The organism is Cupriavidus sp. 05N40 (assembly GCF_056397305.1).
Map to the genome: position 1 here is coordinate 1 of NZ_JBFTND010000197.1, position 14,000 is coordinate 14,000.

General features: G+C 60.3%; 13 protein-coding genes. 3 read left to right on the plus strand and 10 right to left on the minus strand.

Translation table 11 applies throughout. The annotated features are described in order from the left end of the window. Window positions 1-574: 574 nt before the first annotated feature. Complete coding sequence (locus tag AC1DO7_RS32705) at window positions 575-1,570, plus strand: SLAC1 anion channel family protein (RefSeq protein ID WP_441621428.1); 996 nt, start codon at window positions 575-577, stop codon at window positions 1,568-1,570. A gap of 59 nt (window positions 1,571-1,629) precedes the next feature. Here the strand turns inward: AC1DO7_RS32705 and AC1DO7_RS32710 are convergent, their stop codons facing one another. The 8 genes from AC1DO7_RS32710 to AC1DO7_RS32745 all read right to left on the minus strand — a co-directional run bounded on the left by AC1DO7_RS32710 (window position 1,630) and on the right by AC1DO7_RS32745 (window position 10,527). Further along, window positions 1,630-1,917, minus strand: coding sequence for a hypothetical protein (locus AC1DO7_RS32710; RefSeq protein WP_441621426.1), 288 nt, complete (start codon window positions 1,915-1,917; stop codon window positions 1,630-1,632). A 181-nt stretch (window positions 1,918-2,098) separates the two neighbouring features. After that, window positions 2,099-2,578 (minus strand): hypothetical protein, encoded by a 480-nt coding sequence (locus AC1DO7_RS32715; RefSeq protein ID WP_441621424.1) that lies wholly within the window; start codon window positions 2,576-2,578, stop codon window positions 2,099-2,101. Between the two features lie 50 nt (window positions 2,579-2,628). Further along, entirely contained in the window at window positions 2,629-3,393 is a 765-nt protein-coding gene (locus AC1DO7_RS32720) for a hypothetical protein (RefSeq protein WP_441621423.1), read from the minus strand. After that, on the minus strand, window positions 3,390-4,133 hold the full coding sequence (locus tag AC1DO7_RS32725; protein ID WP_477117036.1) for a tetratricopeptide repeat protein: 744 nt from the start codon (window positions 4,131-4,133) through the stop codon (window positions 3,390-3,392). Before AC1DO7_RS32725 ends, AC1DO7_RS32720 begins: the two co-directional genes overlap by 4 nt. Before the next feature lie 86 nt (window positions 4,134-4,219). Then, window positions 4,220-7,228, minus strand: coding sequence for a tubulin-like doman-containing protein (locus AC1DO7_RS32730; protein WP_441621419.1), 3,009 nt, complete (start codon window positions 7,226-7,228; stop codon window positions 4,220-4,222). Window positions 7,229-7,310: 82 nt separating this feature from the next. Beyond that, the gene (locus AC1DO7_RS32735; protein WP_441621418.1) at window positions 7,311-8,204 is read right to left on the minus strand and encodes a DUF4384 domain-containing protein; all 894 of its coding nucleotides are present in this window, start codon (window positions 8,202-8,204) and stop codon (window positions 7,311-7,313) included. A gap of 72 nt (window positions 8,205-8,276) precedes the next feature. After that, complete coding sequence (locus AC1DO7_RS32740) at window positions 8,277-9,614, minus strand: caspase family protein (RefSeq protein ID WP_441621416.1); 1,338 nt, start codon at window positions 9,612-9,614, stop codon at window positions 8,277-8,279. Between the two features lie 76 nt (window positions 9,615-9,690). Next, window positions 9,691-10,527, minus strand: a complete 837-nt coding sequence (locus AC1DO7_RS32745; RefSeq protein WP_441621414.1) for a hypothetical protein — start codon at window positions 10,525-10,527, stop codon at window positions 9,691-9,693. Between the two features lie 827 nt (window positions 10,528-11,354). Here AC1DO7_RS32745 and AC1DO7_RS32750 point away from each other — a divergent pair. Next, the gene (locus tag AC1DO7_RS32750; RefSeq protein ID WP_441643492.1) at window positions 11,355-11,777 is read left to right on the plus strand and encodes a hypothetical protein; all 423 of its coding nucleotides are present in this window, start codon (window positions 11,355-11,357) and stop codon (window positions 11,775-11,777) included. Window positions 11,778-11,893: 116 nt separating this feature from the next. Beyond that, window positions 11,894-12,079, plus strand: coding sequence for a hypothetical protein (locus AC1DO7_RS32755; RefSeq protein ID WP_477117037.1), 186 nt, complete (start codon window positions 11,894-11,896; stop codon window positions 12,077-12,079). Window positions 12,080-12,529: 450 nt separating this feature from the next. Here AC1DO7_RS32755 and AC1DO7_RS32760 read toward each other — a convergent pair whose 3' ends face one another. Further along, window positions 12,530-13,216, minus strand: coding sequence for a GntR family transcriptional regulator (locus AC1DO7_RS32760; RefSeq protein WP_441621408.1), 687 nt, complete (start codon window positions 13,214-13,216; stop codon window positions 12,530-12,532). A 264-nt stretch (window positions 13,217-13,480) separates the two neighbouring features. After that, a partial coding sequence (locus AC1DO7_RS32765) for a glucan biosynthesis protein (protein ID WP_477117038.1) occupies window positions 13,481-14,000 on the minus strand: 520 nt, incomplete at its 5' end.

Below are 14,000 nucleotides of genomic sequence, written 5' to 3' on the forward strand. Positions count from 1 at the left end.
CCACTGGATTACCCTGGCGGCGCTGAAGGCGCTGGCGGACGATGGCACGATCGACAAGGCGATCGTGCAGCAGGCGCTGCAAAAATATGGACTCGATTCCGAGAAACCGTATCCGCTCCACGCCTGAGACCTGACGGGCTGCGCTGGGCTTGGCGCTCCCATGTTCCGCAAGAGCGGGCCTGGGAGCGAGCCGGGCTCTTGCGGGCTGTCCCGGCGCGCGTGCCGCTGCGCCGGCTGGTGGCATCCTCGGGACGATCCGCGCACGCAGGATAACCCGGCATGACGGCATGGTTCGGCGCCCGGCGCACCTTTAACGACCTGATCGATCAGCTTCTCAGGGGTGGCCGCACGGTCCCGGGTCTTGCCTTTGGTTTGCGCGGCATACAGGCACCTTGTCGACAAGTTATGCCCTGGACACAAAAATCCAGGCAGTCCCCACGATGGCCGGAAACCAGGAACATCTGGCGCCAAACAGCATCAAGCGGGAGAAGTGCCGCGCTGCGTCCGAACCTATACTCCCGACATCGCCACCTGGCGACAGGCCCGTGGCGCGGCCATTCACCGAGAAGAATTGATGCAGACTTTCCCACCACCCAATAGGCCCGACATTGGGAAACGCGACATATCGGTGAAGAATCTCCCAGTGAATCTTTTTGCCTCGGTCATGGGGATTTCCGGACTTTCTCTTGCCTGGCGATTGGCGACCCGTCAGTACGGCGTCAGTCCGGTCATTTGGGGCGCGATCGGCATCGTGGCCGTGATCGCATTTCTGATTCTGGCCATCTCGTACGCGGTGAAATTCGCAAAGTATCCGAATGCGGTGATGCACGAGTTCCGGCATCCCATCGCCGGAAATTTCTTCGGCACGGTGCCCATTGCGGTCTTGCTGATTTCTTCGGTGATCGGCGATGCCGATCGGGGCATGGCGGAGGTCATGTGGACCATCGGCGCCATTGGCACCATTGGCATCGCGTGCACGATTTCCAGCCAGCTTCTCCAGGGAAAGCTCGATTCCGGACATGCGCTGCCGGCGTGGCTGATCCCCGGAGTCGCGACGCTCGATATTGCCATGGCCGGCGGAACGATGCGTATGCCGTGGGCACACGAGATCAATATATTCTCCCTGTCCGTCGGGAGTATCCTTGCTCTTGTGTTCTTCACCATGATTGTGGCTCGCTTGATTCATCATGAGAAGCTGGAAGGAAATATGACCTCTTCGCTCATGATCCTGATCGCGCCGTTCGAAGTTGGCTTCCTGGCCTACACGAATTTCATGCAAAGAGTTGATATGTTCGCGGCGGTCCTGTTCTATTTGGGATTGTTTATTTTCTTTATATTGGTTCTCAAGGTGTTCCGCCGGAGAATTCCATTTTCAGTGGGTTGGTGGGGCGTCAGCTTTCCCATCGCGGCATTGTCGAATGCGGCATTGAAGTATGCCGACACGGTGCATCTCTGGCCAATTACCATGTTGGCAATTCTTCTGCTGGCCTTCTTGACCGTGGTAATCGTCATGCTCTTCGTACGAACCATCCGGACTGTATGCAACGGGCACTTGCTATCCGCCAGGTGACGTTCCTATTGCAAAACATGTCCAGGCAGCGGGGCCGCGCATTGTCGGCATCAAGCGGGTCATGAGCCCGTCGCAACAGGCCAGACAGAGCTGGCCATGACGTCCTCCGGAGTGCTGGCGCCCGAGACGACGGCGGCCGTGGCGCCGTGGTCTTCGATGTCGGCTACGTGCTGTGCGAAGAGCCCGGCAATATGCGGCTGGCCCTGCATACCTTTCCGGTGGTGCTCGCACTGCTGTGGGCCGTAGCGGTAATGATCTTTGCCGTGCTGCCCATCTTCCCGGTCCTTGCCGCCGAGCCATCTGTCGGCGCACACGGCCGCGGCCGGCAATGCCTTCATCAGTAGCATTGGCTCTTTCGTTGTGTGGAGCTACCGCCGGCAGGTCGGCAAGCCATAGCGTCGCGGTCTGCCGTCTGGCAGCAGACGGATCATCGTTCGCGGTAGACCTGCGGCCAAGAAGGGATCCCCGGACTCGGGGCAGCGGAGATCCAAGGTGGTCAGCGGCACCTTGCGGTTGGCCGGAGCAAGTTTACCTTCGGGCGCTTGCCGGCACCTTGACCCCCAATACTCTTTCCGCGCACCGCTCGTCGCAGGTTTCGGCGGCCTTCCTGGGCACAAGTATCAGAAGGCGCCTGGGATCAATCACGTAGTAGGTGAAGTTGTCCGGACAGGAGCTGCCGGCGCAGGCACTGGCAATCAACAGCCTGTCGCCAATTGCCGTCGGCACGCATGCAATCGCGTTCTGGTCGGACAACGGATCGCGCAGGGCGATCTCCTTGCCCGCCTGACGAACGATGACCACCCCGGCGTCCAGGTCTATGCCGAAGTGATTGCCTGAGGTGGAAGTTACTCCCATCACACGGACCACGGCGCCACCGCATGCGCCGGTGAAGTTGGTCGCTTGTTCTGCAAGCACCTGGCGCTCGCCATCCATGGGGCGCAGCGTGACGGGTGCTGCGATGGCAGGCAGGGTAAGGCAGAGCAACAGAAGTGCGGCTAATTTCTTCATAAACGACGGGCAGGGAAAAACGAAACGGAGAGGCTCAGGGTGCCGAGGAACTAGCGGTAACGGGCCATCAACGCCTGATATCGCGGATCGCTCTTTAGGGCACTCAATTCGGTGGAGGCATCGATTAGGTCGAACTGACGGAAGCCGTGCTGGAAGCTTGCGTGAAGGCTTCGCACCGCGCTGTCGGCGTCGCCTTGCCGTAAGGCGGCAACGGCGCGGCGATAGTCGTCCATGCCGTCGGGTGTCGGTGTGGCGACTGTCGCCTGAGCGCTCGAAGTCTGCGGAGAGCGGGTGACAGTCGGCGGCGTAGGCTGCTGGGAATCCAACGGAGAGCTTGCGACGGGCACAGAAGACTGGCGCTGGGCCGCAACAAGAGCGTGGGAAACAGGTGCGCTGGCCGTTGCTGCCGCATGCGGCGTCAGGGCAACACGGCGGTAGTACAGCTTTCCAACGAACGGCAAATCCACCGAGATGCGATTGGCATCCTCGAAATGGAATGACAGCGCCAGGCTCATTGGCCCTTCTAGCGTCACCTCGTCGCCCTTGGCTGTAATGGCGGAGATCGGTATCTCGATATCACCATCAGGGCTGCGTACCGCATGGAGTGTGACTTCGAACTCGGGCCCCATTGGCACGCTGATTCCTTGGGCGATGAATCGCTCGGCTCGCCAGTGTCCAAGAATGCGGTTGCCGTCGGGCTTGCCGCAGGCCATCAGCAAGCCGGCTGCGAGCACTGCGGGGGCGATGCGCAGTGCCATGCCCCCCGTACGACGCCTGCCGTCGCGCAAGGCAAGGACGATGTTCACCAGACTCATGTGGTCTGCTTGCGATACTGCTCTACGAGCTTGGTGAAGCGCGGGTCCTTGCGCAAGCTATCGAGATCGGGATCTTGGTCCATCTTGTCGAAGTAGGGGAACCCGGCCATGAAGCTCGCTTCGAATTCCTTCAGCGCGTCGTCAGTGCGGCCTTGTTTCAGACGCAGTACCGCTAGGTTGTAAGGTACCAGCGATTGACGGGGATCGAGATCGCGAGCGGACGCCAGACTCTTCTCGGCCTCGTCTAGCTTGCCCTGGGTCATCTTCGCAATGGCGAGCTTGAGCATTTCGTTGGCAGCTGCCTTATTGCTGGCCTGCTCGGCGCTATCCGCATTGCCGGTCTTCAGATCGCTTTCACCCTTGGTGCGCAAGGCGGCAGTTTCTGCTTCGTTCGGAGCGATGCCACCGGCGGATGCGGGTGCGGATGCAGGGGCTGGTTCCGGGGCGGCTTCCGCGGCGGCAACAGGTGCGGCCACGGGCTCCACCGATTCCTCGGGTTGTCCAGCCTTATGTGCCAAGAAGAAGTAGCCGCCGCCGGCCAGCGCCACCACGACAGCCGCGGCGCCGGCGATTGCTGCCTTGTTCACGCCGCCGCGCTTGCCGCCGGTGGGGCCCTGCACCTGGTCCAGCAGTATGTTGCAACCAGGGCAGTGCAGATCGTCGCCAGGGGACCRTTCAAAGATTTCGCCCGCGTTGGCGCGTTCGCAGTCACCCAGCGTCGGGCATTTGTATTTCGCCATAACCTTCTACTCTTGAGTTTATGTCACACGGATGAACATCGGCCGGGCCGACGACAGGGATCGACACCGGCCGACGATGTAAGGCGTTAGTCGTTCAACGGTAGGCCGGCAATTTCGAACATGGGTTCCCGCATGGCGCCAAGCGCCACCAGTTGAAGATCCTGTTCGTCATGGTCGACTTCCTCGTAACGTGTTAGCACCATCTGCTGGTACGCCTTGCGCAGCTCGGTCTTCTTGTCGATGTGCTTGTACTCGGCATCGAGACGCTTAGCCACTTCCTTCTCGATGGCGGCCTGGGCCTCGGCCGGTTGCTCGGCTTGCAGCACGTCGTGCCACGTCTTGCCTTGCAGCACATGCACCTTCGGCAGGTCTCCGGCGAAGTACGAGAACACCCATTCCATCAGGCCCGTTGTCCGGTTCTGACGTTCCTTGACCATGCCGAGCAAGTGCGCCAGCAGGATGTACGGTTTGCGGCGGGATTCGGCCCGGATCTCGGCTGTCGATCGTGCGAAGAGCGGCGGCAGTTTGGCGCCATTGCCTTCGCCATGAAGTAGTACGGCTTCGCGGCTGTCGGCCAACAGGCCGTCGTAGTGGCGCTTGAACTCGGTCAGGGACTCGACGAAGCGCGCCGGCATCAGCGACGACACCTTCATGATCACAATCTGGTTCGACAGGTTCCCCACGGCCACCTTGGTGTCGGATGCCGGGTCCTTCTGCGACTCGAACAGCCCGGCCAGCTTGCTACGGAATTCCTTCTGACCCTCGCATTCCGGCAGGAACACGCCAATAGTCTGCGCGCGCCCCTGGCTGCCCCCAACATTGTTGGCGACTACGCGATCGACTTCGGTCTTGTTGTAGACGAGCGTCGTGCCAGCTTCCTCATACAACTGCGAAACGAATTCCTTGAGGCCCGAGTCATTGGCGTCGTAACGCTTCTGCAGGCGCTCCACAATGTTCACGTGCAGTACCGGCGGCATCTGACGGGCGATCTCGGCATGCGCCAGTTCGACGATCTGCGCGGACTCCTGCGACAGCGTGGAAATGATGCTTCCCAGCGACGTGCTCTGCAGCAGCACGTCGAAGCTGTCCACATCCGTGCCGGCCAGGTCGATGATCGACTGACGTACCCGTTGCGTGCGCGCCATCTGGGCCGCTTCGTCGATGATAAGTGCCTTCATTACGTTGGCAATGGCGGTCTCGTCGAAGATGCGCTTCTGGTAGACGGCATCGGCAGCCTTCAGGCGGCTGGCCCTTTCCTTGGACACCTTGTCAGTGGCAACTACCAGATTCTGGTGCAGGCCGTCGATGGTGCCCCGCAGCGAAACGAGCTGGTCCTTGACGAATGGGATCAGGCTGCACGCAAATTTCAGCCCCTGCTGGTTGGTATTCAGCGTGTATTGATCCTGCAGCAATGCGCCGATATCGGCAAAAAGGCCGCCGCGCTTGTCAGTCAGCGCCTTGGCGAAGATGCCAACGTTATTGAACTTGTTCTCCAGTTCCTTGTACCGGGCCTGGAGGGCTTCCAGCTCGTTGGGCAGCTTGGCGACGCGTGCGGACAGTAGTGCGAGGCGCTCGTCCAGCATGGCGATCAGCGCGTCCATGAACTGGCGAAGCTGGAACAGCGACGCGTTGCCCGCCTTCCAGCGCGCGAACAGGTCCTTTTCGATGTGCCGGCTGACATGGCGGGCCATCTCGAGTCGGGCGTTCCCCTTGATCTCGAAGAATTTCCGCACGCCGCCCATGGTGCGATACGTCTCGTCGAAGACCTTCGAGAGGCGGCCGTTTAGCACCAGTAGCCAGTTGGCTTCCTCGATGTTCTTGTCGGCACGGATATCCGGCACCTGCAAGCTGATGATCTGTTTCCAGTACTCGCGCGGCGGCTTCCACGCGGTGTTCTTGGCGTCGTCTTCGAGGATGCCGGTGTCGAGCATCAGGTGCGCGTCGGTCAGCAGAAACGACTGCAATGTGTCGGGCTTGCGAGCCTCGGAGCCCCAGTCTTTTTCCACGGCCTCGTCGGCGTACCCGTCGCCCTGGCGGAAATTGTTGTACATGAGCTGACGCGTGGCCTGTTCCGCAAAGCCGTACGCCAGGAATTCCTTGATCTCCTGTTCCGGCACCACCACGCGCTTAATGCCAAACGACATGAACAGCTTGGCGCGCGCTTTGCCGATGTTCTCGTCGCTTTCGAAGCTCTTGATGTCGTTTTCGCCCTTCTCGGCGCGACCCAGGCCTTCCCACTCCTTATTCATCGTCTTCTGGAAAATGAATTCGGCGACAAGGCGAGGCACTTCCACGTCTACATCGAACTGCACATTGTGCTCGTTGATGTTATTGACAAGGTAGCAGCCGTTGAAATAGATATCGTGATTCAGGCGCGAGCCGTCTAGCAGGTTGACCGGCTTGTACTTGCCCACGGCCAATGCATTGAGTTCGGTCAGCGCGGCATAGCCATTCGCATAGTACGTCGACACGCCAGCCACGTCCTTCACGCGGCGGGAATGCTTCTCGGGCAGTACGGCGTAGACGATAACGCGATACAGATCGTGGTCGGCGCACTTGTGGCGGATCTGGGCGACGGCATCCACCAACGAGCCGCTGCCGGTGCCGCCAGCCAAGCCGCAAACGATATGAATCACGGCCCCTTTCCTGCTGCCAGGCGCCGATTCCAGTACCTGCAGGCGATCTTCCACAGCCTTGACGAAGCGCGAGGCGTTTTGCGCGAACACCACGCGGCCCAGCTTGCGGCGTTGCGCGGCACCGGCCGTGGTGGCATTGACGAAGTCGAACACATCGCGCGGCTCGATCCAGTCCTTCAGGCCAGGGAAGGACTCGGGATCGCTGAGCACGGGACGGACATTGCTGGCCGTGTTGATAAGGTACTGGCTGCGATCGAGGTCGATTTCTTTGCCAAGGACCTTCCATTCCTCCTTCTTATTGATCTCGTCGTCCGACGTATCCACATAGAGGTATTCGAAGCGCGCTTCAGACGGGCTGTTGCCCTGGGCATCCTTGCTGCGCTCGATGGTCTTACGCAGATGACGGATAATCTTCCCGCCGGTGCCACCAAGGCCGACGATGAGGTGGTTATTGCTCATGAATTCCTTTATCACGGTTGCGACGCGGGGAAACGCGCCTCTAGTAGGCTGCTCCCTGGCATCATGGGTCGTGGGTGTTCGCTTATTCGTGCACCAGCCTAATCTTCAGGAACAGGCTGGCATCTGGAGTGGTGGCCTTCTTGACGACATAGGACGCGGCCTGCATGCCGCCCGCATCGGCGTCGTCGCTGAAAACGATGGCCTTTGACGCGTAGAGTGCGCCGGCATCCGCCTTGCCGCAGGCAGCGTCGTCGGTAAACGTGATGGCCTTCGATGCGTAAAGTGCCTGTTCGTTGGCGGCCTCAAATCGCTGAGGTGCGGCGTCCACTACGGGCGTGGCCGCTGGAGTATTGCACTGGGCCGCCGGCGCACCGGTGGACGCGGCGTACGTCGTGGTCACGACATCGGGCTGCATCGAGCGGATGCGATCCGGCATGTTGGAGGGCACGGGCTGTTGCGACACATAGACCAGCAAATGCTCAGTACCAGGCTTGCGATCGAATTCGAAGGCACCCTGGCCGGGCAGGAACACTACGCCCATGGCATTGATGTAGTTGTTGTGGCCCGGCTGCGGGTAGATCTGCGTGATCTTGCCGTTGGCATCCTCATTGAAAACGAAGATGTAGGAAGGCTTGTTCACCTTGACACCAAGCTGAAAGCGGTCACCACTCTGGAACTTGCGGCTCGCCAGGACATCGCGGGTGCTGCCGTCGGGGTTCTTGAGGCGGATGAAATAGCTGGCGCCGATGCTTTGGTTGGCTGGTTTCTTGCTGGCCACCTTGATCGGAGTCGCCTTCTGGGCAGAGGCGGGGGCGGCAGCTACCGCTGTGGTTGCATTGGCCGGCTTGCTCGTGGACACCGCGACGACGTCGTTGTCCTCGCCGAAGAACAGGGATTTTGCGCTATAGCTTTCCTGCGCGCAGGTGACGCCGCAGGCCGCGAGCAGCAGGGGCAGGGCAGCGAATTGAAGTCGCATGGTCAGCTCTTGATATCCAGAAATGCGTTGATCGGACAAAAAATGGGGCGGCACGCGATTGGGCGATTCCCCCTATTCATAGATGCTGCTCTTGTCGCCGGCAGCCAAGGACGGGTTTAGCCGAGGTACCTGTGGGATAGGGACTGGGCCTTTGTAGCCCGAGACGGGCGGAATGCTCGCCACCTTTTGCACAGTGAACTTGCGGGCTTCCACGAAGGCCGGTTCGATATGTCCATTGAACTTTGCAAGGTACTCAAAGAAAGCTTGCGTGAAGAACGAACCCTGCAGGCGCTTGCCAGGGGTGACTGGACTTTCGAAGGTGCCGCCTGCGGACGGGCCCCACGACTGCTCGCCATCGCTCGTGGCCGTGATAATCGTGTATCGGCTAAGATCCATTGGCGTGGTCTGGGTGGTACGAACGTTCTGCGTGCTACCTGCGCCATCTTCCGTAAAGCGGATACCCTTGGCCTCGTACGCTTGGCCGGTCCATGCCGCCATCGAAATGCCGGCGCGCTCAGGTACACCGCCGTTGGCCGCAAGGATGTAGCGTCTGGACTCATCCGGGATACCCCTCAGAATCTCGCCGCTGTAGCACGTATCGATGATCAGGCGGGTCTGTCTGCTCGGCGTCTGTGCTAACTCTTGCAACTTGAGGTCGGGTACCGAGCTGTCGAATACACTGATCGCAAAGTCACGGTCAGGGACCCGTGGATCCCCCGAGTCATAAGCGATGATCGACATCTTTCGCGCGTCCCGCACACGGGGAGACGGTACGGGCATGGCCCCGTGGCTGGACACATAGATGAGTACGGTATCGTTCGGTCCCACCTCGTCTTTAAAACGTTTCAGAATGGCTTCGATGTTGGCCTTGGTGGCTTGCGGGCCGAGCAGGGCTGTGGTGCGGTAGTTCGCTTTCTCCGCCTCCATTTTCACGCGTCGTGCATCGTCTTCACCCAAGATGTCGGGCACGCGCTTGTCACGGAAGGTATTGATACCAATGATCAAGGCCCGCTTAGCAGGTGGTGCGGGTCGATCGCGTACCGCCCTCGCATGGGCGGCAAGCGCCTGTCCTGCCTGAACTTCCCAGCGCTTCTCCTTGATGCTCTCCGGATAGAACGGTGAGGTCGACTTGATGCCGACAATTGATTGGACGATGAAGAATGCGCGGTCGACTTCATCCTCATCCTGGTAGTTGCCCACCAGGCGGATCCGGCCTACGCTGTCGCGTGTAACTTGCGCATTCGGCAAACCGTGCCGTTTTAGTTCATAGCGGACGGTTGCAACTAGTGGCTCGGGGACGTTGTAGCCCTGGTAGGCGTTTTGGAAGCCATGAAGCTGGCTGGCGGCACAGCCGCCAAGTAATAGCGCACCCAGGAGTACGAGGCTGCAGTGCAATGATGTCGTGCGCATGATCTTTGGGGCAGGGATGCAGCCGACGCGTGAGCGCAGCCGGGCTGCCCGAAGCAGCCCACCCCACTATCTCGAATTACAGAATCGTAACGGTCTGCGAGGCAACCGCCGCAGGCTTGCCAGCCATGCTCACCGCAAACTCGTAACGGTATTTGCTGCCACTCTTGGCTTCCGAAGGAATCGGCAGGCGCGATGTGTCAACGTTCTGGCCAGCCTCTACGGTGCGATCCTCAGCGGTTTGGCCAGGGAACGGCAAGATCGATTCCTTTCCATCATCGATCACAAAGAGCTTACGTTCTACCTTTACTGGGGCTTCGGAACCGTTCTTAGTCATCGCGATGAACGTGGTTGCCAGATCGATCTTGTCGCCGGCTTTCGCGGTGGTCGGCATGTCGATCTTGGAGACCAACGTCTTGTCGCCTTCCTTCGGGTTGTACTTGATATCCTTCTTGACCTGCTGGTACCCCTTGGTACGTTCAATCTTCGATTCCGGGATCCAGCTCGGATTCTTCTTGTAGCACGTGTCGATGGCCGTGTAGTACGCCGTGGCAAAGCCGGCGGCCGCCCCCAAGGCGCCACCTACGGCTGCGCCAATGGCGGCCTTCTTGATGCTGTCATCCTTGTTTTTGCCAAAGAGCGCTGCGCCGAGCCCGGCGACGATGCCCATGCCGGCGCCCTTGGCCGTCAGAATTGTCTGTTCCTGTGTAACGCAGGAATCAAGGTCCGCGTTAGCGGATTCCTGTGCATGGCTGAAAGGGGCGGCGAGGGGAAACAGAAGCGAGGCGGCAACAACCGTCTTAGAGAAGCGACTGCGAATGACCATGATGATGTTTAGTGTTTTTTGTGAAGAACTTTGTATTTCCCGATATTCGTCCGAGAGTGAATTTTTCTCGAAAAGTGGCACAAACATCACGTCTTAATCCATGGGAGTTGATGCCTTGGCCTTCTCGATGCTGAGCATGCTTATGCAACAGCCTCAATGACGAACTTCATCCTTAGAACGGCATCCTGTCCTTGATTTTCACCCTACGTTGGGTGGGTTTATGCAGGTTCAGGAGGGTGGTAAGCAATCTGTGGAGTGCTGTAATGTTCCACGCTGAACATTCAGTGCAAGACGGCGGTTCGGCATCTGGACCATGGAGAAGGGGGGATCTTTCCATCAGTCAAGGAAGAAGCATCCCACCTCGATAATGTGGGATGCTGCTGTTTATCGAGGCGTGCTGAAAACCTCTGCGTTTGGGCCGGGAATGTAGAGCACATCGGTGGTGCCACCGCGTCTCGTTGGCCCAGTTGCAGTGCCCCCGTTCAATTTGGCGCTCCCGGCGAGTTTCGGGACAATATCTATCCGCCAGTGCAATTGACCGACATCTTCGCAACTTTCTCTGGTTGGCCGGACTGATCCCGAGTGGTTATTCTGACCAAGCCGTGATCAATGTCGCGGCCGACATCCTTGGCATCGACCGCGCCCACTTCGATCACAGCGTCTGGCAGCACATGAGCAAGCGTGGGACGACATCTGGCATCGCCGATTCCAGTCGTGGCAGGTCCTGTGACTCTGGGGCATCGTTGCAATGAGGGGCAGACAGGCGAGCAGCCTGCCGAGGCGCGCGGGAAGGCTTGTCGCACGCCTGAACTACGGCGAGGTACGCTGGTACGGTGAAAGCGGGGGCAAGAGCGCGCCTGCCGGCTCTCGGGAAATGGCATACGGACACCGCCGTTCCTCGCGGTCGCTTCGTCAAGATGCTGAACACACGTACACCGCGTACCGAATTTCTCGTCGGCCAGGAAGTGCAATTTATCGCCTACCGCAAGTGGACCGGAGTCTGTGCCGTGCTCTTCGACGGCGAAATGTTTGCACGGCTGCCAGCGATTCGCGTCCTGGAATACGGCCTCCGAATTTTGTCGACTACCTCTCTATCGGGTAACGATTTCGGTGAGTTGCTTCGCATCTCACCAAGTAGCTTCGCAGCAACTTTCCCTGATTGCTGGAGCGCCATTGTCGAAAAGCGCAAACAAGACGTGCATCGGCGAATGGCTGCGGATCGCGTTGATCCACCTCGCGGGCTCCGACCAAAATATGCTTTATGGTCAACTTTAATGCTGGGGGGGATCAAGCATGTCGTTGCCGATCTAATCGTTGCAAATCGGCAACGTTATGGTTAAGTCGTCACCCCACGTTGCGCCACGGCATACGTACTATCACCTATTGCTGCTCTGCCGCATTTATTTTGCTACAATTAGGGAAAACCCGATGCGGGTTATCACCTAAGGAGCAAGCCATGAACACCCAATCCGATATCAAGATGACCGACCAACTGGAACGCGAACTGATCGACCGTGAACTGGGCCCCCGTAGCCCGGCCTTCATCGACGACGTGAAGAGCGCTGTTGCCGCTGTTCAGCGTGTCTTTGGCCGTCTGCAAAGCCAGGCTCRCCGCGCCAAGATCACCTACGCGAACGGCTGATCGCAGCGGTGGCAACCGTCATCAAGAATCAAGCGTGTGTTGCTGAAGTCAGTGATTTGCAGTTCGTTTGAAGCTATTTGAAGTCTGTTGTTTGCTGTTGTTTGTAGTAGCTGTCTAGTCGATAGTCTGAAGATTGTTTGCAGTCTTGGTTTGACGGCCATGCGGCTGCGGCTCGCCTTCGTGCCATTGCACGAATTGTTGCGAGCGCGGGCATCGGCATCGTCAGACCCGGCGCGGGTGCTCCGCGCGGCAAGACCGGCCAACGCGTCGCTCCACCGGAGCGCAGCGCTTTTTGGCCGGTTTTTTTATGTCCCGCGGATTCCGGCACCGAAGCTGGCTGATCTGCGCCGGGGCTCGCCACCGCGCGTTCTTGCACTGAGCCCGGCCGCGCTCGCGCTGCTCAGCCTTGGCGCCTGGCGCCATGCACGCGCGGCAGCGGCGACCTGGACGTCAGGCCTGCTCGTCGATCCACATCGATAGCCGTGCCTTGTATGCCTGCTGGATATGGCGACGCATGATCTGCTCGGCCTGCGCGGGATTGCGCTGCTCGAGCGCGTCCACCAGTGCGATGTGGTCCTGGTAGGAAACCTGTGCCCGCCCGGGCAAGGCCAGCGTGGTGCGGCCCAGCAGGGCCATCGATTCGTGCAGGGAGCGCAGGGTCTTGAGCAGGTAGCGGTTGTGCGCGCAACGGTGCAGTGTCTCGTGGAAGAGCCGGTTGTTGGCAGCGAGCTTGTCGGGGTTCTCGGCGATGGCGAGATCGCGCTGCACGATGTCGCGCAGCAGCGAGATTTCCACGTCGGTGGCGTGGCGCGCCGCCAGCGCTGCGGCAGTGCCTTCGAGCACTTCGCGCATGACGTACAACTCGCTCACCATGCTGGCGTCGAGCCGCGTCACCATCATGCCGCGGTTGGGCTCGTTGACGACCAGCCCTTCCGACTCCAGTCGCGACAACGCTTCGCGCACCGGAGTGCGCGACAGCCCGAGCGTGGCGGCCAGTTCCACCTCCCGCAGCCGCGTACCGGAGGGCAGTTGCCCGGCCTGGATGGCGTTGCGCAGGTGCTGGTAGGCCCGCTCGGCACGGGGCAGCGAATCGTCTGGGCTGGGGGCGGCGGCGTCGGCGGGGTTAGCGGGAATCATCTCGGCAGGGAAAGCGGAAGAGGCGCAGAAGAGAGTCGGAAAAGGCCCGGAAAAGGCGTGGATAAAGGCCCGGAAAAGGCCCGGAAAAGGCCCGGAAGTTACGCAGAAAAGGCGGTGACCGGCCATGGCCGGTACGGTTCGTCGTCATGAGACAGCCTGGCACGCGCGTAAACTCCCGGTTGCCGGGCCGTCGCCATGATACCTGCTCCGGTGCGCGCTACATCACGACAGGCCAATACCGGCTACCGCGTACCGCTCGCGCGCTCAGGCGCCGGAGCCGGCCGGCGAGTTGAACGGGTGGTACTGGTAAAGCCAGGTTTCCGATAAGGGTTTGCCGTCCAGCCGCAGGAACAAGCGCACGTCGACCGGATCCTTGCCTTCGGCGGTGAGGTCGAACTGGGCGCGCCAGTGCCCGGCCACGCCATTGGGCACCGCTTCCGCAAACACGTAGGAGAAGGTCCCGCGCGAGCTGCTCAGTACCGCTTCGGGCTTGGTGCCGAACGGCAGCTTATCGAGCGGGCCGCCCTTGAACTCCACCATGAACTTGCGCACGCCTTGCGGGCGCGGCTGGCCGGGCTGGCCGCCGTTGCCCAGCCGGGTGGCCACGCAGCGCGCTAGCGGGCTGGGGTAGGGCTCGTCCGCCAGCCAGTGCAGGCGGTAGCGCAGGCGGAAATCGCTGCCGGCCCTGGCGGGTGCCTTGGGCACCCACATGGCGACGATATTGTCGTGGATCTCATCGTCGGTGGGGATCTCGATCAGTTGTACGGCGCCCGCCCCCCAGCCG